23 protein-coding genes, 1 pseudogene and 1 riboswitch are annotated in these 26,104 nt (G+C 68.2%); of the genes and pseudogenes, 2 read left to right on the top strand and 22 right to left on the bottom strand.

The genetic code is table 11. From position 1 onward, the window contains the following. Positions 1-73: 73 nt before the first annotated feature. From hisD to WT60_RS02300, 16 genes are all read right to left on the bottom strand, one after another. Positions 74-1,411 (bottom strand): histidinol dehydrogenase, encoded by a 1,338-nt coding sequence (hisD, locus tag WT60_RS02380; RefSeq protein WP_060355891.1) that lies wholly within the window; start codon positions 1,409-1,411, stop codon positions 74-76. A gap of 40 nt (positions 1,412-1,451) precedes the next feature. Continuing rightward, positions 1,452-2,108, bottom strand: a complete 657-nt coding sequence (gene hisG / locus WT60_RS02375) for an ATP phosphoribosyltransferase (RefSeq protein ID WP_006029350.1) — start codon at positions 2,106-2,108, stop codon at positions 1,452-1,454. Further along, positions 2,105-3,454: a UDP-N-acetylglucosamine 1-carboxyvinyltransferase gene (gene murA, locus WT60_RS02370; protein ID WP_038753751.1), complete on the bottom strand. Its 1,350-nt coding sequence runs from the start codon at positions 3,452-3,454 to the stop codon at positions 2,105-2,107. Before murA ends, hisG begins: the two co-directional genes overlap by 4 nt. Before the next feature lie 13 nt (positions 3,455-3,467). After that, positions 3,468-3,707, bottom strand: coding sequence for a BolA family protein (locus tag WT60_RS02365; protein ID WP_038753747.1), 240 nt, complete (start codon positions 3,705-3,707; stop codon positions 3,468-3,470). 94 nt (positions 3,708-3,801) lie between these two features. Continuing rightward, positions 3,802-4,557, bottom strand: coding sequence for an ABC transporter permease (locus WT60_RS02360; protein WP_038753743.1), 756 nt, complete (start codon positions 4,555-4,557; stop codon positions 3,802-3,804). Beyond that, complete coding sequence (locus WT60_RS02355) at positions 4,554-5,480, bottom strand: ABC transporter ATP-binding protein (protein ID WP_038753740.1); 927 nt, start codon at positions 5,478-5,480, stop codon at positions 4,554-4,556. The genes WT60_RS02360 and WT60_RS02355 overlap by 4 nt, the downstream gene beginning before the upstream one ends. 302 nt (positions 5,481-5,782) lie before the next feature. Next, positions 5,783-6,052, bottom strand: coding sequence for an STAS domain-containing protein (locus WT60_RS02345; RefSeq protein ID WP_038753737.1), 270 nt, complete (start codon positions 6,050-6,052; stop codon positions 5,783-5,785). Next, positions 6,049-6,681 (bottom strand): ABC transporter substrate-binding protein, encoded by a 633-nt coding sequence (locus tag WT60_RS02340; protein WP_038753734.1) that lies wholly within the window; start codon positions 6,679-6,681, stop codon positions 6,049-6,051. Before WT60_RS02340 ends, WT60_RS02345 begins: the two co-directional genes overlap by 4 nt. Before the next feature lie 115 nt (positions 6,682-6,796). After that, positions 6,797-7,762 carry a VacJ family lipoprotein gene (locus WT60_RS02335; protein WP_038753796.1) on the bottom strand — a complete coding sequence of 322 codons (966 nt, stop codon included), beginning with the start codon at positions 7,760-7,762 and terminating at the stop codon, positions 6,797-6,799. A gap of 47 nt (positions 7,763-7,809) precedes the next feature. Next, on the bottom strand, positions 7,810-8,355 hold the full coding sequence (gene mlaD, locus WT60_RS02330; RefSeq protein ID WP_038753731.1) for an outer membrane lipid asymmetry maintenance protein MlaD: 546 nt from the start codon (positions 8,353-8,355) through the stop codon (positions 7,810-7,812). A 12-nt stretch (positions 8,356-8,367) separates the two neighbouring features. Next, complete coding sequence (gene mlaE, locus WT60_RS02325; protein ID WP_038753728.1) at positions 8,368-9,135, bottom strand: lipid asymmetry maintenance ABC transporter permease subunit MlaE; 768 nt, start codon at positions 9,133-9,135, stop codon at positions 8,368-8,370. Beyond that, entirely contained in the window at positions 9,132-9,950 is an 819-nt protein-coding gene (locus WT60_RS02320) for an ABC transporter ATP-binding protein (protein ID WP_038753725.1), read from the bottom strand. The genes mlaE and WT60_RS02320 overlap by 4 nt, the downstream gene beginning before the upstream one ends. A 99-nt stretch (positions 9,951-10,049) precedes the next feature. Beyond that, complete coding sequence (gene thiE / locus WT60_RS02315; RefSeq protein ID WP_082759374.1) at positions 10,050-11,153, bottom strand: thiamine phosphate synthase; 1,104 nt, start codon at positions 11,151-11,153, stop codon at positions 10,050-10,052. Continuing rightward, on the bottom strand, positions 11,150-11,965 hold the full coding sequence (locus WT60_RS02310) for a thiazole synthase (protein WP_038753722.1): 816 nt from the start codon (positions 11,963-11,965) through the stop codon (positions 11,150-11,152). The genes thiE and WT60_RS02310 overlap by 4 nt, the downstream gene beginning before the upstream one ends. A gap of 52 nt (positions 11,966-12,017) precedes the next feature. After that, entirely contained in the window at positions 12,018-12,215 is a 198-nt protein-coding gene (thiS, locus tag WT60_RS02305) for a sulfur carrier protein ThiS (RefSeq protein ID WP_038753720.1), read from the bottom strand. 41 nt (positions 12,216-12,256) lie between these two features. Then, entirely contained in the window at positions 12,257-13,393 is a 1,137-nt protein-coding gene (locus tag WT60_RS02300) for an FAD-dependent oxidoreductase (protein ID WP_060355892.1), read from the bottom strand. Positions 13,394-13,618: 225 nt separating this feature from the next. Further along, a riboswitch (TPP riboswitch) is annotated at positions 13,619-13,750 on the bottom strand. Positions 13,751-14,022: 272 nt separating this feature from the next. Here WT60_RS02300 and WT60_RS02295 point away from each other — a divergent pair. Both WT60_RS02295 and WT60_RS35625 read left to right on the top strand, forming a co-directional pair. Then, positions 14,023-15,789: an ABC transporter ATP-binding protein/permease gene (locus WT60_RS02295; RefSeq protein WP_038753714.1), complete on the top strand. Its 1,767-nt coding sequence runs from the start codon at positions 14,023-14,025 to the stop codon at positions 15,787-15,789. A gap of 105 nt (positions 15,790-15,894) precedes the next feature. After that, positions 15,895-16,035 (top strand): annotated as a pseudogene (locus WT60_RS35625) (SDR family oxidoreductase); the annotation flags it as partial. Here WT60_RS35625 and WT60_RS02285 read toward each other — a convergent pair. From WT60_RS02285 to WT60_RS02255, 6 genes are all read right to left on the bottom strand, one after another. Continuing rightward, the gene (locus WT60_RS02285; protein WP_186448555.1) at positions 16,005-16,286 is read right to left on the bottom strand and encodes a hypothetical protein; all 282 of its coding nucleotides are present in this window, start codon (positions 16,284-16,286) and stop codon (positions 16,005-16,007) included. The pseudogene WT60_RS35625 and the gene WT60_RS02285 overlap by 31 nt on opposite strands. Before the next feature lie 56 nt (positions 16,287-16,342). Next, a complete protein-coding gene (gene thpR, locus WT60_RS02280) occupies positions 16,343-16,903 on the bottom strand; it encodes an RNA 2',3'-cyclic phosphodiesterase (protein ID WP_059646838.1) in 561 nt (186 codons plus the stop codon). After that, a complete protein-coding gene (locus WT60_RS02275) occupies positions 16,900-18,414 on the bottom strand; it encodes an alanine/glycine:cation symporter family protein (RefSeq protein WP_060355893.1) in 1,515 nt (504 codons plus the stop codon). The genes thpR and WT60_RS02275 overlap by 4 nt, the downstream gene beginning before the upstream one ends. Positions 18,415-18,694: 280 nt before the next feature. Beyond that, positions 18,695-20,161, bottom strand: coding sequence for a glutamate synthase subunit beta (locus WT60_RS02265; protein ID WP_060355894.1), 1,467 nt, complete (start codon positions 20,159-20,161; stop codon positions 18,695-18,697). 93 nt (positions 20,162-20,254) lie between these two features. Continuing rightward, positions 20,255-24,958, bottom strand: a complete 4,704-nt coding sequence (locus WT60_RS02260; RefSeq protein ID WP_059577358.1) for a glutamate synthase-related protein — start codon at positions 24,956-24,958, stop codon at positions 20,255-20,257. A gap of 291 nt (positions 24,959-25,249) precedes the next feature. Further along, positions 25,250-25,963, bottom strand: a complete 714-nt coding sequence (locus WT60_RS02255) for a transposase (protein ID WP_004196743.1) — start codon at positions 25,961-25,963, stop codon at positions 25,250-25,252. Between the last annotated feature and the right edge of the window lie 141 nt (positions 25,964-26,104).

The following is a 26,104-nucleotide window of genomic DNA, read 5'->3' as shown; positions in this document are numbered from 1 at the left end:
TCGCCGGGCGGTCTCGGGTTGTCGTCGTTGTTGGCTGGTCTCGTATCGCGCTTCCGGTGCGCCCGGCTTACCTTTAGCCTTTCTGGCGGTCGCCCGCCCCTTTCATCCGGTACTCGGCGCTCTTCGCGTGCGCCTGCAATCCTTCGCCGTACGCGAGCTCCGATGCGATCTCGCCGAGCGTGTGCGCGCCTTCGGCGCTCACTTCGATCACGCTCGAGCGCTTGAAGAAATCGTAGACGCCGAGCGGCGACGAGAAACGCGCGGTGCGCGACGTCGGCAGCACGTGGTTCGGGCCCGCGCAGTAGTCGCCGAGGCTTTCGCTCGTGTAGCGGCCGAGGAAGATCGCGCCCGCATGGCGGATCTGCTTGCCCCATTGCTGCGGCTCGAGCGCGGAGATTTCGAGGTGCTCGGGCGCGATGTCGTTGGCGATCTTGCACGCCTCGGCCATGTCGCGCACCTTGACAAGCGCGCCGCGGCCCTCGAGCGACGCGCGGATCACGTCCCGGCGCGGCATCGTCGGCAACAGCTCGTCGATCGCCTTCTCGACGCGCTCGATGAACCCGTCGTCCGGGCACAGCAGGATCGATTGCGCGAGCTCGTCGTGCTCGGCCTGCGAGAAGAGGTCCATCGCGACCCACGACGGATCGGTCGTGCCGTCGCACAGCACGAGGATCTCGGACGGCCCGGCGATCATGTCGATGCCGACCGTGCCGAACACGCGGCGCTTCGCCGACGCGACGTACGCGTTGCCGGGGCCGCAGATCTTGTCGACGGCGGGCACCGTTGCCGTGCCGTACGCGAGCGCGGCCACCGCCTGCGCGCCGCCGATCGTGAACACGCGGTCGACGCCGCCCAACAGCGCCGCGGCGAGCACGAGGTCGTTCTTCACGCCGTCCGGCGTCGGCACGACCATCACGATCTCGCCGACGCCCGCGACGCGCGCGGGAATCGCGTTCATCAGCACCGACGACGGGTACGCGGCCTTGCCGCCCGGCACGTACAGGCCGGCGCGGTCGAGCGGCGTCACCTTCTGGCCGAGCACGGTGCCGTCGGCTTCCGTGTATTGCCAGCTATGGCTGCCGCATTCGATCTTCTGCTTCTCGTGGTAGCCGCGCACGCGCGCGGCCGCCGCCTCGAGCGCCGCGCGGCGCTTCGGCTCGAGGCTCTCGAGCGCCGCCTCGAGCGCGTCCTGCGGCAACTCGAGCGCCGCGACGCTCCGGGCGTTCAGCCGGTCGAAGCGGTTCGTGTAGTCGAGCACCGCGGCGTCGCCGCGCGCCTTCACGTCCGCGAGGATCTGCGCGACCGAGCGCTCGATCGCTTCGTCTTCGCTCGCCTCGAACGCGAGCACCGCGCGCAATTCGGCCGCGAAGCCTTCGCTTGCCGAATCGAGTTTGCGAATCTTGATAGCCATGCTGTCATCCGTTCCGGTAATGCGCCGAAAGCCGCGAGGGTCAGGCTCCGCTCCGCTGCGACGCGCGTTCGAACGCGTCGAGGAACGGCTTCAGCGCGGCGCGCTTCAGTTTGAGCGCGGCCTGGTTCACGACGAGGCGCGACGAGATCGGCATGATCTCCTCGACCTCGACCAGATTGTTCGCCTTCAGCGTGCCGCCCGAGCTGACGAGATCGACGATCGCGTCGGCGAGGCCCACGAGCGGCGCGAGCTCCATCGAGCCGTACAGCTTGATCAGGTCGACGTGCACGCCCTTCGCGGCGAAGTGCTCGCGGGCGGTCTCGACATACTTCGTCGCGACGCGCAGCCGCGCACCCTGGCGCACCGCGTTCGCGTAATCGAAGCCCGCCGGCACGGCCACCGACATCCGGCAGCGCGCGATGTTCAGATCGATCGGCTGATACAGCCCGCCGCCGCCGTGCTCCAGCAGCACGTCCTTGCCGGCGACGCCGAAATCGGCCGCGCCGTACTCGACGTAGGTCGGCACGTCGGTCGCCCGCACGACGATCACGCGCAGGTTCGGATCGGTGGTCGGCAGGATCAGCTTGCGCGAGGTTTCCGGGTCCTCGGCGACCGTCACGCCCGCCGCCGCAAGAAGCGGCACGGTTTCCTCGAAGATACGCCCTTTCGACAGCGCCAGCGTCAGCGGTGCAGTCATGCTTCGCTCCCTGAAATGCGGCGCACGCTCGCGCCGACGGCCGTCAGCTTCGTCTCCATCCGGTCGTAGCCGCGGTCCAAATGATAGATGCGGTCGACGAGCGTCTCGCCTTGCGCGCAGAGGCCGGCGATCACGAGGCTCGCCGACGCGCGCAGGTCGGTCGCCATCACGCTCGCGCCCGAGAGCCTCGGCACGCCCGTGACGAGCGCCGTGTTGCCGTCGACCGCGATGCTCGCGCCGAGGCGGTTCAGCTCCTGCACGTGCATGAAGCGGTTCTCGAAGATCGTCTCGATCACTTGCGCGGAGCCGTCCGCGACCGCGTTCAGCGCCATGAACTGCGCCTGCATGTCGGTCGGGAACGCCGGATACTCGGACGTGCGGATCGCGACCGCGCTCGGCCGGCGATCCATCTTCACGCGCAGCGTGTCGGCGCCCTCTTCGATCGTCGCGCCCGCTTCGCGCAGCTTGTCGATCACCGCGTCGAGGATGTGCGCACGCATGCCGGTGAGCGTCACGTCGCCGCCCGCCGCCGCGACCGCGCAAAGGAACGTGCCCGCCTCGATCCGGTCCGGGATCACCGCATGCGTCGCGCCGTGCAGGCGCTCGACGCCCTGGATCACGAGCCGGTCGGTGCCGATCCCGTCGATCTTCGCGCCCATTTCGACGAGCAGATGCGCGAGGTCCGTCACTTCCGGCTCGCGCGCGGCGTTCTCGATCACCGTCTCGCCGTCGGCGAGCGTCGCCGCCATCAGCAGGTTCTCGGTGCCCGTGACGGTGATCATGTCGGTGACGATCCGCGCGCCCTTCAGGCGCTTCGCGCGCGCCTCGACGTAGCCGTGCTCGATGCGGATCTCGGCGCCCATCGCCTGCAGGCCCTTGATGTGCTGGTCGACTGGGCGCGCGCCGATCGCGCAGCCGCCCGGCAGCGACACCTTCGCGTAGCCGAAGCGCGCGAGCAGCGGGCCGAGCACGAGGATCGACGCACGCATCGTCTTCACGAGCTCGTAAGGCGCGACCGGGTTGTCGACGCGCGACGCATCGAGCAACACCCGCGCGCCGTCCGTCTCCTCGCGCATGCCCATCTGGCCGAGCAGCGCGAGCGTCGTGCGCACGTCCTTCAGGTTCGGCACGTTCTCGAGGCGCACGGGCTCGGCGCTCAGCAGGCCCGCGCAGAGGATCGGCAGCGCGGCGTTCTTCGCGCCCGACACGGCGATCTCGCCGGCAAGGCGCCGGCCGCCCTCGATCACGAGCTTGTCCGTTCCGTGCGCATGCGCTTGCCGATTGCCGGCCGGGGTTTCCGTGGCGACGCGCTCGACGGCGTCGCGTTCGTTGACGGTGACTTGCACTGACTGTTTCCGTTTATGCATTCTGCCATTCGGCGGGCGTCAGCGTCTTCATGCTGAGCGCGTGGATTTCCTGCTTCATGCGATCGCCAAGCGCCGCGTAGACGAGCTGATGCCGCTGAATCGGCCGCTTGCCCTCGAAGGCGGGCGACACGATCGTCGCGAAGAAATGCTGGCCGTCGCCTTCGACTTCCAGATGCGTGCAGGCAAGGCCCGCCGCGATGTATTGCTTGACCAGTTCGGGAGTCGGCAACATGAAATGCTCCTGTCAGTACGCGCTGGGCCGCCCGGCGCGATTCGGCGCGCGCGGCGGGGCGGCGGCGAACGCGGCGCGCGGCCGTCGATTCATATCAATGACGCAGTTTGTAGCCGGTGGCGAGCAGCCGCATCGCGATCAGCGCGAGCAGCGCGAAGAAGCCGGCGACGATCGCGAGGCTCGCGAGCGGATTCACGTCGGCGACGCCGAAGAACCCGTAGCGGAAGCCGTCGATCATGTAGAAGAACGGATTGAGCCGCGACACCTCGCGCCACACGGGCGGCAGCGAGTGCGTCGAATAGAACACGCCCGACAGGAACGTGAGCGGCATGATGAGGAAGTTCTGGAACGCGGCGAGCTGGTCGAACTTCTCGGCCCAGATGCCGGCGATCAGCCCGAGCGTGCCGAGAATCGCCGAGCCGAACAGCGCGAACGCGACGATGTAGAACGGCGCGGCGAAGCTCATCGGAATGAACCAGACCGTGACGACGAACACGCCCGCGCCGACCGCGAGCCCGCGCACGACGGACGCGAGCACGTACGCGCCGAAGATGTCCGCGTACGACAGCGGCGGCAGCAGCATGAACACGAGGTTGCCCGTGATCTTCGACTGGATCAGCGACGACGAGCTGTTCGCGAACGCATTCTGCAGCACGCTCATCATCACGAGGCCGGGCACGAGGAAGCTCACGTACTCGACGCCCGGATACACCTCGACGCGCCCCGTCAACGCATGGCCGAAGATCGTCAGATAGAGCAGCGCAGTGACGACGGGCGCGAGCACCGTCTGGAACGACACCTTCCAGAACCGCAGAATTTCCTTGTAGAACAGCGTGCGAAACCCGCTCATGCCAACCCCTCGATCACATCGGCGCCGTTCATCACCTGCACGAACACATCCTCCAGATCGGCCTTGCGGATTTCGATCTCGTCGAAGCCGCAGCCGGCCGCGCGGCAGAGCGACAAGATCCGCTCGACCTCGTCGTAATCGGCGATCCGCAGCAGATGCTCGGGCGCCGTGGCGGGCGCGGCCTCCGCCTCGAGCGCGCGCAGCTCGGCGGGCAGCACGCCGTGCGACAGCCGCAGGAACAGCTGCAGCCCCGAGAAGCGCTGCAGCAGCGCGCGTGTGCGGTCGAGCGCGACGACTTCGCCGCGCCTGAGCATCGCGATGCGGTCGCAGAGCGACTCCGCTTCCTCGAGATAGTGGGTGGTCAGCACGATCGTGTGGCCTTCGCGATTGAGCCGCGAGATGAACTTCCACAGCGTCTGGCGCAGCTCGACGTCGACGCCCGCGGTCGGCTCGTCGAGCACGATCACGGGCGGCCGGTGCACGAGCGCCTGCGCGACGAGCACGCGCCGCTTCATCCCGCCCGACAGCGCGCGCATGTTCGCGTCGGCCTTTTCGGTGAGGTCGAGGTTCGCCATCACTTCGTCGATCCAGTCGTCGTTGCGGTGCAGGCCGAAGTAGCCGGACTGGATGCGCAGCGTCTCGCGCACCGTGAAGAACGGATCGAACACGAGCTCTTGCGGCACGACGCCGAGCGCGCGCCGCGCCGCCCGGAAATCCTTGACGACGTCGTGGCCGCGCACGGTGACGGTGCCTTCGTCGGCGCGCGCGAGGCCGGCGAGAATGCTGATGAGTGTGGTCTTGCCTGCGCCGTTCGGGCCGAGCAAACCGAAAAACTCGCCTTCCTCGACCGACAGGCTGACGCCCTTGAGCGCCTGAAGCGACTTGTAGCGCTTCTTGACGTGACGGATTTCTATGGCTGACATGACTGAGCGCGGCACGACGGCCGCGACGCCTTCTTTATGCTCGATGCGAAAGGGGGAATTGGGGACCGTTCGGCAGCCCCGCAAAACGGTTGATTATAGGGCAAACCGGCGAAGCCGATCGTCGTGGGAACCCGTAGCCGGAGCCCGGGCGCATGATGCGCGTCGCAAACGCGTCGCGCGCTCGCTTCGGCGCATTCGCCGCGCCCGGCCCGGGCGGGCGGCGGGCCCTGCCTCATCGATCAGCGGAACGAAGACGGGCTCGCGAACGGCGCAACGGCCGCCGGCGAACCCGGACGCGGGCGTCAATGTCGCCCGGAGAGAAGCGTGTCGATGCCGTACGCCTGCGCGAGACTCGCGAGCTTCGGCGGCAGATTGAGGATGTCGAGCGTCACGCCGCGCGCACGCGCGGCGCGCTGCCAGGCGAGCAGCACCGAGAGCGCCGACGAATCGAATTGCGCGAGCGCCCCGCAGTCGACGGCCGTCGCGCCCGCGTCGATGCGCGCGAGCCCTTGCGCGAGCGCGGCCTTCGCGCTCGCGTGGGTCAACGTCGCGCCGGAGTCGAAGCGGCTCACGATGCCTGCTTGCCCGAGGCAAGCTGCTGGTTGCGCTCGGTCAGGAACTGGATCAGGCCGTCGACGCCGCTTTGCTGGATCTTCTCGTTGAACTGCTGCTGGTAGGTCTGGATCAGCCAGGCGCCCAGCACGTTCAGGTCATAGACGCGCCAGCCCTGCGCCGTCTTGTACAGCCGATAGTCGATCTGCACCGGTTGGCCGTTGTTCATCGCGACCGTGCGCACGACTACATCCGTCGCGTCCGAATCCGCGCGGAACGGCGGGTACTGGATCTGCTGGTCCGGCTTCAGCTGCGCGAGCGCGCCCGAATAAGTGCGGATCAGCAGCTGCTTGAACTGCTCGATCACCTGCTGCTGCTGGGCGGGCGTCGCGGTGCGCCAGTTGCGGCCCATCGCGAGCTGCGTCGTGCGGCGGAAATCGGTGTACGGCAGGATGTCCTTGTTGACGATCGTGATGATGCGGGCGGTATCGCCCTGCCTGATCGTCTGCGCGCGCACTTCGTCGAGCACCTGCTGCGTCGCGGACTTGATCAGCGCCTGCGGATTCGACTGGTCGACTTCCGCGTGCGCGGCGGCCGCGCCAAACGAAAACAGCGCGGCAAAGACGGGGATCAGAAACAGTTTCTTCATAGGTATGCCCTGCTTATGTGGGTCAATGCCAAACTTTGAACCGTCGGCGGCGGCGCAAGTTCGCGCCGGCCGCCGTCAGAATCGTTTCCGGCTGTAACGAATGTAAGTGCCGGGGTCAATGCAGCCGGATGCTCGGGAAACGGATGCCGCCCGGCGACGGCGGCACGACCTGTTGAGCAGGCACGTTGGTCGCGCTGCTCGGGTTCGGCGCCGCGGCCGATGCGGGCGCGGCCACGGCCGGCGCCGCGCCCGACGCCGCCGAAGGCACGGACGCGGCCGCCGGCGCCGACGCGGCAGCCGCGCCGCTCGCCGGCGCCGCGGCGCCCTCTTCCGGCATTTCGTAATTCGGCGGCGGCGCTTCGTTGCCGTAATCCGGCAGGTTCGACTGCGCGCTCGCGCCGCCGCCGATCAGCGCCTGGCGGCGCTGCAGGTACGCGTTGCGCACGAACGAATATTTGTCGATCGCGGCCGCCTCGAGCACGTCGCCCGCGCCGAGCAGGTTCGCGCGCGTGTTGACGAGGTTCAGGCCGAACAGCCCCCAGCTCACGCTGTCGGGCCGCACGTAGGTGAGCGGATTGCCCGCGTAATCGACGGCAAGGCCGGCCGTGTCGCGAATCGTGCTCGGGCCGAGCAACGGCAGCACGAGGTATGGACCGCTCGGCACGCCGTAGTGGCCGAGCGTCACGCCGAAGTCGCTCGTATGCTTCGGCAGCTTCGCGAGCGTCGCGACGTCGAACAGGCCGCCGACGCCGAACACGGTGTTGATCACGACCCGCATGATGTCGCCGACGCCGTCGGCGATCTTCAGCTGCACGATGTTGTTCGCGGCGACGTACACGTCGCCGATGTTCGAGAAGAAGTTCGTCACGCTGTCGCGCACCGGCTGCGGCACCGCCCACTGGTAGCCGCGCGCGACCGGCTTGAGCGCGTACTGGTCGACCTTGTCGTTGAACGTATACATCGTCCGGTTGAAGCCTTCGAACGGATCGCCCTTCGTCGGCGTCTGGACCGTCGCGCAACCGCTCAATGCCGCGGCGGCCGTGATCGCCAGCACCGCGTGTCTGATGCGGATCGTCTGCATGATGTTCTTCCCCTCGGTTCTTCTCTCGGATTCCGCTTGCGCGACGCTCACTGCGCGGCCGCGCCCGATGCCGCCGGCGCGGGCGCGGGCACAGGCGCGCCCGGCGCCGCGGCGGCCGGCTTCGCGCCGCCCGCGTCCGCGGCCTTGCTGTACAGGAACTGCCCGATCAGGTTCTCGAGCACGATCGCCGACTGCGTCATCGTAATCGTGTCGCCCGCCTTCAGCATTTCCGTGTCGCCGCCCGGATCGAGGCCGATGTACTGCTCGCCGAGCAGGCCCGACGTGAGGATCTTCGCCGACGAATCCTTCGGAAACGGGTATTGCTTGTCGAGATCGACCGTGACGAGCGCCTGGTAGGTGTTCGAGTCGAAGCCGATCGCCTTCACGCGGCCGACCACGACGCCCGCGCTCTTCACGGCCGCGCGCGGCTTCAGGCCGCCGATGTTGTCGAACTTCATCTTCACCGCGTAGGTCGGCTGAAACGACAGCGAGCTCATGTTGCCGACCTTCAGCGCGAGGAACAGCAGCGCGAGAAAGCCCAACACCACGAAGAGGCCGACCCAGAAGTCGAGAGCAGTCTTTTTCATCGTCATCCCAGAAAAGGCTTAGCTGAACATCAACGCGGTCAGCAGGAAATCGAGGCCGAGTACGGCGAGCGACGCGTACACGACAGTCTTGGTCGTCGCGTGCGACACGCCCTCGGGCGTCGGCTTCGCTTCGTAACCCTGAAACAGCGCGATAAACGTGACGGCGAAGCCGAACACGACGCTCTTGATCACGCCGTTGCCGACGTCGGCCCACACTTCGACGCCGCCTTGCATCTGCGACCAGAACGCGCCGGGATCGACGCCGATCAACAGCACGCCGACGACGTAGCCGCCGAGCACGCCGACCGCGCTGAAGATCGCGGCGAGGAGCGGCATCGCGATGACGCCCGCCCACATCCGCGGCGCGATCACGTTCTTTAGCGGATCGACCGCCATCATCTCGAGCGCGGTCAGTTGCTCGCCCGCCTTCATGAGGCCGATCTCGGCCGTGAGCGACGTGCCCGCGCGCCCCGCGAACAGGAGCGCCGACACGACGGGGCCGAGCTCGCGCACGAGCGACAGCGCGACGAGCAAGCCGAGCGCCTGCTCGGAGCCGTAGCGGTTCAGCGTGTAGTAGCCCTGCAGGCCGAGCACGAAACCGACGAACAGCCCCGACACGGCGATGATCACGAACGAGTAATTGCCGAGGAAATGGATCTGCTTCGTGACGAGCCGCGGCCGCCTCAGGAGCGAGAAGAACTCGAGCACGACGCGCACGAACATCCGGGTCGCGTAGCCCGTGCGCTCGAGTCCGCCGAGCACGAAACGTCCGATCGCGCTGATCATCTGCGCCCTCCGCCAAGGCCGAAATCCGCCGCGAGCGGCTGGCTCATGTAGTGAAATTTGAACGGGCCGTCCGGCGCGCCGTCGATGAACTGGCGCACGCTCGGATCGGTCGACGCGCGCAGCGCGTCGGGCGTGCCCTCGGCGAGAACGCCGCCGTTCGCGAGGAAGTAGACGTAGTCGGCGATCGCGAACGATTCCGGCACGTCGTGCGTGACGAGGATCGACGTCGCGCCGAGCGCGTGGTTCAGCGTGCGGATCAGGTTCGCCGTGATGCCGAGCGAAATCGGGTCGAGGCCCGCGAACGGCTCGTCGTACATGATGAGCTGCGGATCGAGCGCGATCGCGCGCGCGAGCGCGATGCGCCGCGCCATCCCGCCCGACACCTCGGACGGCATCAGGTTGCGCGCGCCGCGCAGGCCGACCGCGTTGAGCTTCATCAGCACGAGATCGCGGATCAGCTCTTCCGGCAGATCCGTGTGCTCGCGCAGCGCGAACGCGACGTTGTCGAACACCGACATGTCGGTGAAGAGCGCACCGAACTGGAACAGCATGCCCATCTTGCGGCGCAGCGCGTAGAGACCCTCACGCGTCTGCGCGCCGACATCGGCGCCGTCGAACAACACCTGGCCGCGACGTGCGCGCACGAGCCCGCCGATCAGGCGCAGCACGGTGGTCTTGCCGCAGCCCGAACCGCCCATCACCGCGACCACCTGGCCGCGCGCGAAACGCATGTTCAAGTTCGACAGGACGAGACGCTCGCCGTAGCCGAAAGCGACGTCGCGAAGCTCTAGCAGGGACTCGGAGGAGGAGCTCACGGAGCTGACAATCCTTATACGCAGAACGCCGAATTATAGGGCCTGCCTCGGAATGATGTCGTGAAGGCTTCTCAAGCGTTCCAGTCAGAGATTGTCAAATTATCGTCCGAATTTTTGCTGCATCGCAACAATCGCCGCCCGGTAGTCGGCCGCGCCCGTGATCGCGCTGACGACGGCCGCGCTGCCGACGCCCGCCGCCAGCACCGCGCCGAGGGTGTCGACGGCGATTCCGCCGATCGCGACGAGCGGCGCCTGCGGCCCGGCGAAGCGCGCATAGCGCGCGAGCCGCGCGAGCCCCTGCGGCGGCGCGGCGACCGCCTTCGTCGCGGTCGCGAATATCGGGCCGAGCGCGAGGTAGCTCGGCTTCAACTGCAGCGCGACCAGCATTTCGTAGTACCCATGGCTCGACAGGCCGAGGCGCACGCCCGCTCGCGCGATCGCCGCCAGATCGGCGGTCTCGAGATCCTCCTGGCCGAGGTGCACGCCGTACGCGCCCGCGTCGAGCGCGAGCCGCCAGTGATCGTTGATGAACACGCGCGCGTCCGGATGGCGGCGGCCCGCGGCCACGGCCCGCTCGACCTCCGCGCGCAGCGCATCGGGCGACGCGTCCTTCACGCGCAGTTGCACGGTCTTCACGCCGCAGTCGAGCACGCGCTCGATCCACTCTGCGCTCGGCAGCACCGGATACAGGCCGAGCCGCTGCGGACACGGCGGGAACGCGGGCTTCGGCGCGGCGGGCACGCCGAGCGCGCGGGGAAAGCGCGCGGCATCGACGGGCCACGGATCGTCGCCGCGCGCATCGTCGCCGTCGCGCCACGCGAGCGCGAGCACGAGCGCGTCGGACGCCGGAAAACCGCAATCGAGAAACGCGGCGAGCGCCGCGATCCAGTCGTCGGCGAGCGGCCCGCGCGCGGCGAGCGCATGGCGCGCCGCACCCGTGTGGAGCGTCGCCGATACGTCATCGATCACGATCGCCTGCGCGCCCGCCGCCGTCAGCCGCGCGATGTGCGCGGCGTGCGCATCGGCGTCGCCCGCGATCGCGACCCACAGGTCGCCCGCGCGCGGATGCTCGGGCGGCGCGAGGCAAATGCGCGTGCGCATGTCGGGCGACGGCCATACGCCGAGCGTCGCGCGAATCCGCTCGGCGGTCTCGGTGAGCTCGTCGGCGGGCGGCCAGAATGCGTTGGGGAGCGCCGGGCTCATGCGTGGCTCCCGTCCTGGTGCCAGAACGGCATCCCGACGACGGGCGTGCTCGCGTGCGCGGTCTCGCGCGCCTCCATCGCCCCCGCGAGATACGCGGCGCGCCCGGCCTCGACGCCCTGCGCGAACGCGCGCGCCATGATCTCCGGATGCGTCGCCTGCGACACGGCCGTGTTGAGCAGCACGCCGTCGAAGCCCCACTCCATCACCTGGCACGCGTGCGACGGCACGCCGAGCCCCGCGTCGACGATGAGCGGCACATCCGGCAGCCGCTCGCGCAGCACGCGCAGCCCGTACGGATTCACGACGCCCTTGCCGGTGCCGATCGGCGCGCCCCACGGCATCAGCACCTCGCAGCCGGCATCGAGCAGGCGCCGGCCGATCACGAGATCCTCGGTGCAGTACGGCAGCACCTTGAAGCCTTCCTTGACCAGCAGCGTCGCCGCTTCGATGAGGCCGACGGGGTCCGGCTGCAGCGTGTAGTCGTCGCCGATCAGCTCGAGCTTGATCCAGTCGGTCTCGAACACCTCGCGCGCCATCTGCGCGGTCGTCACTGCCTCGGCCACCGTCTGGCAGCCCGCGGTGTTCGGCAACAGCGGCACGTCGTGGCGCTTGAGCAGATCGAAGAAGCCGGCCTCGGCCGCGCCGGCGTTCATCTGGCGCCGCAGCGCGACCGTCACCATGCCCGGCCGCGCGGCCGCGATCGAATCGGACAGCGACTGCAGCGACGGATAGCGCGACGTGCCGAGCAGCACGCGGCTCGCGAAGGTTTTGCCGTGCAGCGTGAGCGTGTCGGCGGAGGAAAGAGGCGTCATCGGAAGATCCTGTGGGAACGGGGTGCGGAGGCGATGCCGGCGCGCCGGCGCATCAGCCGCCCGCGACCGGATGCACGACGTCGAGCTTGTCGCCCGCGGCGAGCGCGCGTGCCGCGTGCTGCGTGCGCGCGACGAACGCGCCGTTGACCGCGACCGCGAACGGCGGCTGCGCGCCGTACGCCGCGAGCGCGTCGGCGACCGTCGCGCCGTCGGGCAGCGAGAGCGTCTGTTGATTGATCTGGATGTCCATGATGGCTGTCGATGTCGGTTGATCGGTTCGTCGGGCCGCGCTCAGGCAGGCGCGTGGTGCGCGGCGCCGTGCTGCAGCAGCGCCGGCCAGCGCGCGTCGCACCGCCACGCGGCGAACGTGTCGGCGTCCCTCACCGTGCGTTCGACGAGCGCCTGCGCGAAGCGCGCCGCCGTATCGGCGACTTCCGGCGCGATCATGAAGCCGTGCCGATACAGGCCGTTGACCGCGAGCGTCGCGCCGCCGTCCCAGACGAGCGCCGGGCGATGGTCCGGCAGCGTCGGCCGGCATTGCGAATTCAGTTCGAGAATGCGCGCCTCGCCGAACGCCGGGTGCACCGAGAACGCGGCGCTCAGCAGCTCGAGCGCGGAGCGCACGCTGACGGGCGACATGTCCTCGCCTTCGATCTCGGTCGCGCCGATCACGTAAAGATCGCTCTCCTTCGGCGCGACATAGAGCGGATAGCGCGGGTGCAGCAGCCGCACGGGACGCGTGAGGCCGATGCCCGGCGCATGCACGCGCGCGACCTCTCCGCGGATGCCGCGCAGCGTCGGCATCTGCGCCTTCGCGCCGAGCCCGCGGCAGTCGATCGTGATGCGCGCGGCGGGCGCCGCCTGCGGCTCGATCGCCGTATTCCAGTGCGCATCGACGCCGCGCTCGGCAAGGCCCGCGGCGAGCGCGCGCAGCACCTGTCGATTGTCGAGCTGGCCCTCGCGCGGCAGCAGCAGGCCGTGCGCGAAGCGCCCGGCGAGCGCCGGCTCGGCCGCGTCGACCTGCGCGCCCGCGAGCGCGACGAGGCCGCCGTCGAGCAACTCGGCGCTCGCGTTCGCGCGCACGCGACGCTCGAAGAGCGGCGCTTCCGCGCGGTCCGCGTGATGCCAGACGACGAGCGTGCCGTTGCGCTGGAAGAACACGGGTTCGGGCAGCTCCGCGAGCCAGCGCGGCCAAAGATCGAACGACGCGACGCCGAGATCGGTGACGAAGCGCTCGGCGCTCGCCGCTTCGGCGAGCGGCGCGAGCATCGCCGCCGCGACCCACGCGGCGGAGCCCGAGCCTGCCGCGTCGCCGCGCTCGTACAGCGCGACGCGGTGCCCCGCGCCCGCGAGACGCCATGCGATCAGGCGGCCGACGAGGCCGCCGCCCAGCACCGCGAAATCGGGCTCAGACGCACGCAGGTTCATCGCATCCGCCCGTCGTGTTCGTCACATGAAAGCGGCTCGAAGCGGGAGCCGGGAAATCCGCCGCGGCCGACGGCTCGCAGCGAAGCAAAAGAACTGAAGATTGCACGGTCATCGATACCTTCCGTCACGCGCGAAGATGCGCACCCAAAAGGACGAAACCGGCGACTGAGGCCGGCCGGGACTCGCGATGCGCGCGGCTCGCCGAAGCGACGGCGCGGGCATGGCCCGGCGGGATCGGAAACTTCCCGCGCCGGTATTACCCGGATCGGGTGCGAAGGGTCTCTCTCAGCCTCGCCGCGCATCCGGCCACGCCGATTCGGCAGGGCCGAGGCACGCGAAGCACCCCTGTTTCGTCGGCGGTCATTAGACCATAAAAGCGGAAACGGCCGCAAACCTCGCGCTGCGGCAAATTCGCCTGCCGCGCGGCGGCGCTGGCACAATGCCCGCTGGGCACGGCGCGCGAGCGAGCATCGCCGCGGCGCCGAGCCAGTGCCGTTCCCGGCATTAAGCGCCGTTTAAGGCGCGCTCGCCAGAATCCGCGGCACGCACGCCGCGCGCGGCGCCGAACGGACGCGCCGGGCGCGGCCCGGTTGTCCGCCCGGCGTCGCCGGCCTCACATCAGGAAGCTCATGACTCAATCGATGCAAGTCCTCGCCCCCGTCCCGGACGGCCCGACGCAATCCCCGCCTCCCGTATCCACGTGGAGCCTCATCAAGCCCTATTGGGTTTCCGAGGAGTGGAAAGTCGCGTGGGGCCTGCTCGTCACGATCGTCGCGATCAACCTGACGCTCGTGTGGATCAACGTGCGGATCAACTCGTGGAGCGCATCGTTCTACAACGCGCTGCAATCGAAGGACGTGCGCGACTTCCCGAGCCTGCTGATCACGTTCGCCGTGCTCGCGTTCGCGTTCATCATCCTCGCGGTGTACGGCCTCTATCTGCGCCAGATGCTCGGCTTCCGCTGGCGCCAGTGGCTGACGACGCGCTTCCTGCACGAATGGCTCGGCGAGCGCAACTTCTACCGGATCGAGCGCGACCGGCTCGCCGACAACCCCGATCAGCGGATCGCGGACGACCTGCAATCGCTCGCGTCGACGACGCTGTCGCTGTCGCTCGATCTGCTGTCGACGGTCGTCACGCTGGTCTCGTTCGCGACGATCCTCTGGTCGATCGCCGGCGCGGCGACGATCTCGCTCGGCGGCCACGCGATCACGATTCCCGGCTACATGGTGTGGGTCGCGATGATCTACGCGATCGCGGGCTCCTACGTGATGCACCGCTTCGGCCATCCGCTCGTGTCGATCAACTACCAGCAGCAGCGCGTCGAGGCGGACTTCCGCTTCAGCCTGATCCGCATCCGCGAGAACGCCGAGCAGATCGCGTTCTACAACGGCGAGCCCGTCGAAACCGCGCACGAGCAGAACCTGTTTCAGCGAATCCGCGAAAACTGGTGGCGCGTGATGCGCTACACGAAGCGCCTCACGTTCGTGCTGAACTTCTATGCGCAGCTCGCGAGCCTCTTTCCGATCGCGGTCGCCGCGCCCCGCTACTTCGCGGGCGCGTTCACGTTCGGCGTGCTGATCCAGATCAGCCGCGCGTTCAGCACCGTCAGCGACTCGTTCTCGTGGTTCATCAACAGTTACGGCACGCTCGCCGAGTGGCGCGCGACCGTCAACCGTCTGCGCGAATTCAAGCGCGTGATGGGCGCGTCGCATCTGAAGGAAGCGATGTCGCCCGCGACCGAGCGCGGCGGCATCAACCTGCACTACGTCGACGCGCCGCAGATCACGACGTCGGGCCTGAAGCTCGCGCTGCCGAACGGCGCCGCGCTCACGTCGATCGGCGACGTCGCGATCGAGCCCGGCTCGCGCTGGCTCGTGCGCGGGCCGTCCGGCTCCGGCAAGAGCACGCTGATGCGCGCGCTCGCGGGGCTCTGGCCGTTCGGCGACGGCGCGATCGACGCGCCCGTCGACGCGCGGATGATGTTCGTTCCGCAGCAGAGCTATTTGCCGATCGGCACGCTGAAGGCGGCGCTCGCGTATCCGTCGGCCGTCGACACGTTCAGCGACGACGCGTGCCGCGACGCGCTGCGCGCGTGCGGCCTCGGCGACTACGTCGAGCGGCTCGCCGAGACGGGCCACTGGACGCGCATCCTGTCGCCCGGCGAGCAGCAACGCCTCGCGGGCGCGCGCGTGCTGCTGCACAAGCCCGATTACCTGTTCCTCGACGAGGCGACGAGCGCGCTCGACGCCGACAACGAAGCGCGCCTCTACCGGCTCTTCGACGAGCGGCTGCCGAAGGCGGCGATCGTCAGCATCGCGCACCGCGAATCGGTTGCGTCGTTCCACGAGCAGACGCTCGACGTGCGCCGCGACGAAGCGAGAGTCGCCGCGTGAGCGGCGCGCGCGAGCGCGTCGTGCTGATCACGGGCGCGGGCTCGGGGATCGGCGCGGCGCTCGCAGCCAGGCTCGCCGCGCCCGGCGTCGCGATGATGCTGCACGCGCGCGGCGCAGGCGACGCCGCTTGGCCGCATCGCCGAGCCGGACGACGTCGCGGCGCTGATCGCGTTTCCGCTCTCCGATGAAGCGCGCCACATCACCGGGCAGGTGATTCACATCGACGGCGGGTTGACGCTCGGCTGAACGTGCCGGCGGATTAACGAAACGGTTCGAACGGCCGCGTTGGCGTTGGCGTTGGCGTTGGCGTTGGCGTTGGCGTTGGCGTTGGCGTTGGCGTTGGCGTTGGCGTTGGCGTTGGCGTTGGCGTTGGCGTTGGCGTTGGCGTTGCCAAGCGCCCAACGCCAACGCATTCGGCTAGGACCTGTTCCCCGGCCGAGTCGAAGCATGACGTCGAACGATGCAAGGACGATGGCCGAGCCGCCGTCGGACAGCATGCTAAGCCCGCGCAGCTACGCAAGCCCGCCTGCGTAGCTGCGTAGACGCGCCGCCGTCACTCCGGCAGCGCCGCCGCCGCGAGCACCCGATGCTCGGCGCCCGCGCGCGTGAGGACGCTCTCGTAGAGCGTGAGCGTTTCGAACCGCAACGCGAGCGGCATGCGGCTCGCACCATCGTTCGCGCCGTCGGGCGCCACGCGATGCGCGTCGCGCGGGAATCGCGCGATCGTCACGTGCGGCTTGAACGCGCGGCTGTCGGGCGGCAAGCCGAGCTCGGCGAGCGCGCCGGCCACGCGCTCGCCGAGCGCGAGCAACCGGGGCTGCGGCGCGAGCTCCGCGACGACGAGCCGCGCATGCGCGGTGCTCGGCCAGCAGACGACGCGCTCGACGCCGACGGGCGGCACCGCGTCGACGGCCGCGAGCCCGGCGAGGCGCGCGCCGAGCCGCTCGCTCTTCGTCCGCTCGATCGCGCCGAGGAACGCGATCGTCACGTGCAGCTGATCGCGCGGCGTGCGCCGCGCGCCGGCGGCGACAGGGAACGCCGCGAGCGCGTCGCGCGACGCCGGATCGAGCGTCAGCGCGACGAAGCAGCGCAGCCGGTCGCCCGCCATCTTCACCGTGCGGAGCCGAACGGCTCCGCAGCCCCCGTTGCCCCGGCCGCGCCCGCGCCGCGTCCCGCCGCGAGCTTGTCGCCCTGCGGCAGCGGCCCGTGCTCGCCCCACACGTCGTCCGGGAGCACCTTCGCGAGCTCGGGAATCGTCCTGCGCGTGAACACCGGATCGGTCACGCCCGCCGCGCGCTGGCGCTGGTAATCGCGCCACGCGGCGAGCGCGTACTTGCCGAGCATGAGGATCGCGAGCAGGTTGATGAGCGCCATCAGGCCCATGCTGGTATCGGCCATCGCCCACACGAGCGGCAGTTGGCCGACGCTGCCGAACATCACCATCCCGAGCACCGCGAGGCGGAACACCAGCAGCGCGCCGCGCCGGCTCGTGACGAATTCGACGTTGCCTTCCGCATACGCGTAGTTGCCGATCACCGAAGAAAACGCGAGGAAGAAGATCGCCACCGCCATGTAGATGCCTCCCCAATCGCCGACGTGGCTCGAGATCGCGCGCTGCGTGAGCGCCGCGCCTTCCATCGACGTGCCCGCCTCGTACTGCCCCGACAACAGGATCACGAACGCGGTCGCGCTGCAGATCACGATCGTGTCGACGAACACGCCGAGCATCTGAATCAGGCCCTGCGTGACCGGATGCCGCGTGCTCGCGGTCGCGGCCGCGTTCGGCGCGCTGCCCATCCCGGCCTCGTTCGAGAAGAGGCCCCGCTTCACGCCGATCGACACCGCCTGGCTCACCGCGTAGCCGGCGAAGCCGCCCGCCGCCTGCTCGAAGCCGAACGCGCTCTTCACGATGAGCACGATCATGTCCGGCACGAGCGCGACGTGCGTCGCGACCGCATAGACGGCAAGCGCGAGATAGCCGATCGCCATCACGGGCACGATCACCTGCGCGACATGCGCGATCCGGCGAATGCCGCCGAAGATGATCGGCGCCGTCAGCACGACGAGCCCGAGCCCGACCGCGGCGCGGCTCACGCCGAACGACGTGTTGAACGCCTCGGCGATCGCATTCGCCTGCACCGCGTTGAACACGAAGCCGAACGCGAGGATCAGCGACAGCGAGAACAGCACGCCGAAGCCGCGCGAGCGCAGCCCGATCTGGATGTAGTACGCGGGGCCGCCGCGATACGTGCCGTCATGATGCGACACCTTGAAGATTTGCGCGAGCGTCGCCTCGACGAACGCCGACGACATCCCGACGAGCGCCGTCACCCACATCCAGAAGATCGCGCCCGGGCCGCCTACCGTCATCGCGACCGCGACGCCCGCGATGTTGCCCGTGCCGACGCGGCTCGCGAGCCCGGTCGCGAACGCCTGGAACGACGAGATGCTGCCCGGCTCGCCCTTGCTGCCGACGAGGCGCATGCTGAGAAACAGCGCGCGCAGTTGGATCATCCTGAAGCGCAGCGTGAACCACACGCCCGCGCCCAGCAGCAGCGCAATCAGCACGTAGTTCCAGAGAATGCCGTTGATGCCGTCGATCAACGCATGCACGAAGCCTTCCATCCATCATCTCCTGATTTGGGGTCGGATTTTGTCTTGATTCCGGTCTTAGCCGGCCGAGGGCCGACATGATATGACAGGTTTCGCCGACTCTTACAAAATGAAATTTTTGTAGAGGAAGATGAAAGGCCGCGCGCCGGGTGCGGCGCGCGCCGCCGGCTCCGCCGCCGCGAGCCGCGCGATGCCTGCAAAGCGCGCACGGCGAAGCGATCGCGCAAAAAAAACGGGCGTCCATGCGGACGCCCGGTTCGTCGAAGCGGCGCTGCGGCGAACGCCGGCGCGTTCAGCGCGGCAGTTCCGAGCTGCCCATCAGGTACGCGTCGACCGAGCGCGCGCACTGGCGGCCTTCGCGGATCGCCCAGACGACGAGCGACTGGCCGCGGCGCATGTCGCCCGCGGCGAACACCTTGTCGACCGACGTGTAGTACGCGCGGTCGCCTTCGGTGCCCGCGCGCGCGTTGCCGCGTGCGTCCTTCGCAACGCCGAACGCCTCGAGCACGGGCGCAACCGGCTGCGTGAAGCCCATCGCGAGCAGCACGAGATCGGCCTTGATCTCGAACTCGGAATTCGGCACCTCCTGCATCTTGCCGTCGACCCACGCGACGCGCACCGCGATCAGCTTCTCGACCTTGCCGTTCCTGCCTTCGAAGCGCTTCGTCGCGACCGCCCAGTCGCGCTCGCAGCCTTCCTCGTGCGACGACGACGTGCGCAGCTTGATCGGCCAGTACGGCCACACGAGCGGCTTGTCCTCCGCTTCGGGCGGCTGCGGCAGCAACTCGAACTGCGTGACCTGCTTCGCGCCGTGGCGGTTGGACGTGCCGACGCAGTCCGAGCCCGTGTCGCCGCCGCCGATCACGACGACATGCTTGCCCTTCGCGAGCAGTTGATCGGCCACCTTGTCGCCCGCGTTCACGCGGTTCTGCTGCGGCAGGAACTCCATCGCGTAATGAATGCCGGCGAGCTCGCGGCCCGGCACCGGCAGATCGCGCGGCGTCTCCGAGCCGCCCGCGATCACGACCGCGTCGAATTCGTCCTTCAGCGTCTGCGGCGAAATCGTCTCCTTCGCCATGTTGCCGATCGACTCGGGCAGCGGATCGCGGCCGATGAACACGCTCGTGCGGAACGTCACGCCTTCCGCTTCCATCTGGCGCATCCGGCGGTCGATCAGCCACTTCTCGAGCTTGAAGTCGGGAATCCCGTAGCGCAACAGGCCGCCGATCCGGTCGTTCTTCTCGAACACCGTCACGTCGTGGCCCGCGCGCGCGAGCTGCTGCGCGGCGGCGAGGCCCGCGGGGCCGGAGCCGACGACCGCGACCTTCTTGCCCGTCTTGTGCGCGGCCGGCTGCGGCTCGACCCAGCCTTGCGCCCACGCCTTGTCGATGATCGCGTGCTCGATCGACTTGATGCCGACGGCGTCGTCGTTGATCCCGAGCGTGCACGCCGCTTCGCACGGCGCCGGGCAGATGCGGCCCGTGAACTCGGGGAAGTTGTTGGTCGAGTGCAGCACGTCGATCGCCTGCCGCCAGTCCTGGCGGTACACGAGATCGTTGAAGTCCGGAATGACGTTGTTGACGGGGCAGCCGTTGTTGCAAAACGGGATGCCGCAGTCCATGCAGCGCGCGCCCTGGATCTTCGCGTCCTCGTCGGTCAGCGCCGAGACGAATTCCTTGTAGTGCTTCACGCGCGTGAGCGGCGCTTCGTACGCCTCGTGACGGCGCTCGTACTCCAGAAAACCGGTGATCTTGCCCATGAGGTTCTCTTCTGAATCTGTTGAATCGAGTAAGGGGGACCCGCGCCCGCCCATCGGACGGGCGCGTTCGCTATGTCGTCGAGCTGCTTTGCGTCAGGCGGCGAGCACCTCGCCCGCTTTCTTTTTCGCGCCGATTTCGCCGAGCGCGCGCTTGTATTCGTGCGGGAACACCTTCACGAACTGGCGGCGCGCCGCATCCCAGTTTTCGAGCAGCGACTTCGCGCGCGGCGAGCCGGTGAACTGGAAGTGGCGCTCGACGAGCCCCTTGAGCAGCGCTTCGTCCGTCGCGCCCGCATGCCAGAGCGCGGGATCGATCGTGCGCTCCTGCTCGGCCTGCTGCAGCACCGGATCGAGCGCGACCATCGACTTGTTGCACTTCGCGGCGAACGTGCCGTCCGGGTCGTACACGTACGCGACGCCGCCCGACATGCCGGCCGCGAAGTTGCGGCCCGTCTCGCCGAGCACGACGACCGTGCCGCCCGTCATGTATTCGCAGCCGTGGTCGCCCGTGCCCTCGACGACGGCCGTCGCCCCCGAGTTGCGCACGCAGAAGCGCTCGCCCGCGACGCCGCGGAAGAACGCCTCGCCCTCGAGCGCGCCGTACATCACCGTGTTGCCGCAGATGATGTTTTCCTCGGACTTGCCGCGGAAGTCGTTGGTCGGACGGATGATGATCCGGCCGCCCGACAGCCCCTTGCCGACGTAGTCGTTGCCGTCGCCGACGAGGTCGAGCGTCACGCCCTTCGCGAGGAACGCGCCGAAGCTCTGGCCCGCCGTGCCCTTCAGCTGGATGTGGACCGCGTCGTCGGCGAGGCCGTCGTGGCCGTGCTTCTTCGCGATCGCGCCGGACAGCATCGCGCCGACCGTGCGGTTCACGTTGCGCACCGGCTGGATGAACGACACGTGCTCGCCCTTGTCGATCGCGGCCTTCGCCTTCTCGATCAGCGTGTGATCGAGCGCGCGCTCGAGGCCGTGGTCCTGCGATTCGAGGTGGCGGCGCGCGATGCCTTCGCAGCCTTCCGGCTGGTAGAACACGCGCGAGAAGTCGAGGCCCTTCGCCTTCCAGTGCTCGACGCCGCGGCGCATGTCGAGCAGATCGGCGCGGCCGACGAGATCGTCGAACTTCGCGATGCCGAGCTGCGCCATGATCTCGCGCGCTTCCTCGGCGACGAAGAAGAAGTAGTTGACGACGTGCTCGGGCTGGCCCGAGAACTTCGCGCGCAGCACCGGGTCTTGCGTCGCGACGCCGACCGGGCACGTGTTCAGATGGCACTTGCGCATCATGATGCAGCCTTCGACGACGAGCGGCGCCGTCGCGAAGCCGAATTCGTCCGCGCCGAGCAACGCGCCGATCACGATGTCGCGGCCCGTCTTCATCTGGCCGTCGGCCTGCACGCGGATGCGCCCGCGCAGGCGGTTCAGCACGAGCGTCTGCTGCGTCTCGGCGAGGCCGAGCTCCCACGGCGTGCCCGCGTGCTTGACCGACGACAGCGGCGAAGCGCCCGTGCCGCCGTCGTGGCCCGCGATCACGACGTGATCGGCCTTCGCCTTCGCGACGCCCGCCGCGACCGTGCCGACGCCCACTTCCGACACGAGCTTCACCGAGATGCTCGCGACCGGATTGACGTTCTTCAGGTCGTGGATCAGTTGCGCGAGATCCTCGATCGAATAGATGTCGTGGTGCGGCGGCGGCGAGATGAGGCCGACGCCCGGCACCGAATAGCGCAGCTTGCCGATGTATTCGGACACCTTGTGGCCCGGCAGCTGGCCGCCCTCGCCCGGCTTCGCGCCCTGCGCCATCTTGATCTGGATCTGGTCCGCCGACGCGAGATACTCGGCGGTCACGCCGAAGCGGCCCGACGCGACCTGCTTGATCTTCGAGCGCAGCGAATCGCCTTCCTTCAGCGGAATGTCGCGGACGATTTCGTCGCCGATCACCGATTTCAGCGTGTCGCCGACCTTGATCGGAATGCCGCGCAGCTCGTTGCGATAGCGGTTCTCGTCCTCGCCGCCTTCGCCGGTGTTCGACTTGCCGCCGATCCGGTTCATCGCGATCGCGAGCGTCGTGTGCGCTTCCGTGCTGATCGAGCCGAGCGACATCGCGCCCGTCGCGAAGCGCTTGACGATCTCCTTGGCCGGCTCGACCTCGTCGATCGGAATCGCCTTCATCGGATCGACCTTGAACTCGAACAGGCCGCGCAGCGTCATGTGGCGCTTCGTCTGATCGTTGATCAGGTGTGCGTATTCCTTGTACGTCTGGTACGAGTTGCCGCGCGTCGCGTGCTGCAGCTTCGCGATCGAATCGGGCGTCCACATGTGATCCTCGCCGCGCACGCGGAACGCATATTCGCCGCCCGCGTCGAGCATGTCGGCGAGAACCGGGTTGTCGCCGAACGCGTCGCGGTGCAGGCGGATCGCTTCGTCGGCCACGTCGAAAAGGCCGATGCCGCCCACCTTCGACGCCGTGCCCCTGAAGTACTTGTCGACGAGCTCGGTCGACAGGCCGAGCGCCTCGAAGATCTGCGCGCCGGTGTACGACATGTACGTGGAGATGCCCATCTTCGACATCACCTTCTGCAGGCCCTTGCCGACCGCCTTCGTGAAGTTGTAGACCGCCTTCTCCGGCGACAGGTCGCCCGGCAGGCCTTGCGCCATCTTCGCGAGCGTTTCCATCGCGAGGTACGGATGCACGGCCTCCGCGCCGTATCCGGCGAGCAGCGCGAAGTGGTGCGTCTCGCGCGCGGAACCCGTCTCGACGACGAGGCCCGTGCTCGTGCGCAGGCCCTGCTGCACGAGGTGCGTGTGGATCGCCGACGTCGCGAGAAGCGCCGGAATCGCGACGTTCTCCGCATCCGTCTTGCGATCGGACACGATCAGGATGTTGTAGCCCGACTTCACCGCGTCGACGGCTTCCGCGCACAGCGACGCGAGGCGCGCCTCGATGCCTTCCTTGCCCCACGCGACCGGATAGCAGATGTTCAGCTCGTACGCGCTGAACTTGCCGCCCGTGTAACGATCGATCAAGCGGATCTTCGCGATGTCCTTGAAGTCGAGCACGGGCTGCGACACTTCGAGGCGCATCGGCGGGTTGATGTTGTTCGTGTCGAGCAGGTTCGGCTTCGGGCCGATGAACGACACGAGCGACATCACCATGTTCTCGCGGATCGGATCGATCGGCGGGTTCGTGACCTGCGCGAACAGCTGCTTGAAGTAGTGGTAGAGCGTCTTGTTCTTGTTCGACATGACGGCCAACGGCGAATCGTTGCCCATCGAGCCGACCGCTTCCTCGCCCTGCTGCGCCATCGGCGCCATCAGGAACTTCAGGTCCTCCTGCGTGTAGCCGAACGCCTGCTGGCGGTCGAGCAGCACGGCCGACGAGCGGCGCGCGGCGGCCACGTCCTCGTCCTGCGGCTCGATCTCGTCGAGCTTGATGCGCACCGCGTCGATCCAGCTCTTGTACGGCTTCGCGTTCGCGAGGTTGTCCTTCAGTTCCTTGTCGTCGATGATCCGGCCGTGCTCCATGTCGATCAGGAACATCTTGCCCGGCTGCAGCCGCCACTTCTTGACGATCCTCGATTCGGGGATCGGCAGCACGCCCGCTTCCGACGCCATGATCACGAGATCGTCGTCGGTGATGATGTAGCGCGCCGGGCGCAGGCCGTTGCGGTCGAGCGTCGCGCCGATCTGGCGGCCGTCGGTGAACGCGATCGCGGCGGGGCCGTCCCACGGCTCCATCATCGCGGCGTGGTATTCGTAGAACGCGCGGCGGTTGTCGTCCATCAGCGTGTGCTGCTCCCACGCCTCCGGAATCATCATCATCACCGCGTGCACGAGCGGATAGCCCGCCATCACGAGCAGCTCGAGGCAGTTGTCGAACGAGGCCGTATCGGACTGGCCGGGATAGATGAGCGGCCAGAGCTTCGGCAGATCGTCGCCGAGCACGTGCGACGCGATCGCGCCGGTGCGCGCGTTCAGCCAGTTGACGTTGCCCTTCACCGTGTTGATCTCGCCGTTGTGCGCGATCATCCGGTACGGGTGCGCGAGCTCCCACGCCGGGAAGGTGTTCGTCGAGAAGCGCTGGTGCACGAGCGCGAGCGCCGACACGACGCGCTCGTCCTGCAGATCGCGATAGTAGACACCGACCTGGCCCGCGAGCAGCAGCCCCTTGTAGACGACCGTGCGCGCCGACATCGACGGCACGAAGTATTCCTTGCCGTGCTTCAGCTTGAGCGCCTGAATCCGGTGGCTTGCGGTCTTGCGGATCACGTAGAGCTTGCGCTCGAGCGCGTCCGTCACCATCACGTCCTTGCCGCGGCCGATGAAGATCTGGCGGATCACGGGCTCGCTCGCCTTCACCGCGGGCGAGATCGGCATCGCATGGTCGACCGGCACGTCGCGCCAGCCGAGCACGACCTGGCCTTCCGCCTTCACGGTGCGCTCGAGCTCCTGCTCGCACGCGATCCGCGACGCGCTCTCCTTCGGCAGGAAGATCATCCCAACCCCATATTCGCCGGCGGGCGGCAGCGTCACGTCCTGCTTCGCCATTTCCTCGCGGTAGAACGCGTCCGGGATCTGGATCAGGATGCCCGCGCCGTCGCCCATCAGCGGATCGGCGCCGACCGCGCCGCGGTGATCGAGATTCTCGAGGATCTTCAGACCCTGCTCGATGATTTCGTGGCTTTTCTTGCCCTTGATGTGAGCGACGAAGCCGACGCCGCAGGCGTCGTGCTCGTTTTGCGGGTCGTACAGACCTTGCGCGGCGGGAAGCGCGCTCTTCGACTGCTGATGGTCGATCATGGGGACACCGTCGGAAAGGGGCCTCGCGGCCGTTGAACCATGTACTTGTTGCCCGTCGTCCCCCTTCGTGTGGATCGCGACGCGGCCGGCCGGTGCAGGAATGGGTGGGGCTGCGATTGCCGGAATTCGGAATATACGCGACGAATCAAAGGAATAGCAACTAAATCCCGATGTTCGATCCCCAATTACAAACTTGGTGCACGATCACATCATTTTATTGGGGCTGCATCAAAATGGGGCAAAAATGAGCGGCATCCACGGATGCCGCCTCGCGCCGCGCCGCCCGCGCGCTCACTGCTGGATGGGCGGCGTGTTCTCGCGCACCTTGCGGGGCCGTCCGCGCGGCAGCGGCGACACGCGCCGGTTCGCGGTGCGCGCCGCCCATTCGCGGTAGGTTTCGCCGCCGAGCACCCAGCCCTTCAACGTCGCCTGCTGGAGCTGATCGGCCTGACGCTCGTCGAGCGGCTGCTCGCACAGCTCCTTGTACGCGCGCTGTCGCTCGAACGGCGTGTTGCCGAGCGCCCAGTAGAGTGGGTGGTCGGTGATCAGGCTGTCGACGGTAAGGCCGACGTGATGCCGATAGCTCGACCAGCGGTACGCGTCCGCGCTCGTCACGAGCTGCGCGCGCACCGGGCTCATCTCGACGACGCGGCTCGCGAGCAGGAAGTAGCGCTCGCCCTCGATGACGGTCGCGCGATAGCGCCCTTCCCACAACGTGCCGCGCCGCGAATAGCGCCGGTTGAAATGCGCGACGTAGCGACGGCCGACGGCCTGCATCGCCTTCGGCAGGCTCGCCTCGTCGCTCGGCGTCACGAGGAGCTGGACCTGGCGCGGCAGCAGCACGTATGCGTGCACCGCCAGATGATGATCGCGCGCCGCCGCCTTCAGGCAATCGATGAATAATTCGTAATCCTGGTCGTCGACGAACGCCGGTTGCTGATCAAGGCCGCGTAGAATCACGTGCTGCGGCTGATCAGGTACGTAAAGTCGTGCTAGCCGTGCCATGCTGAATGTCCATTTGATCGCGTTAGGAAATACCCGAAGGCTCGTATAAGTGCGTCCGCGCCAAAGCCCGCCGCGGTGCGGGAATACGTACGGTCGTGCGAATTCTAGGGAAAACGCTCTAGCTTACAACTCTGTCCTGTT

It is taken from the genome of Burkholderia sp. MSMB617WGS (genome assembly GCF_001532025.2).
GTDB lineage: Bacteria > Pseudomonadota > Gammaproteobacteria > Burkholderiales > Burkholderiaceae > Burkholderia > Burkholderia savannae.
Note: the sequence above shows the minus strand (reverse complement) of the source record. Positions and strands in the feature narration are given on the sequence as shown.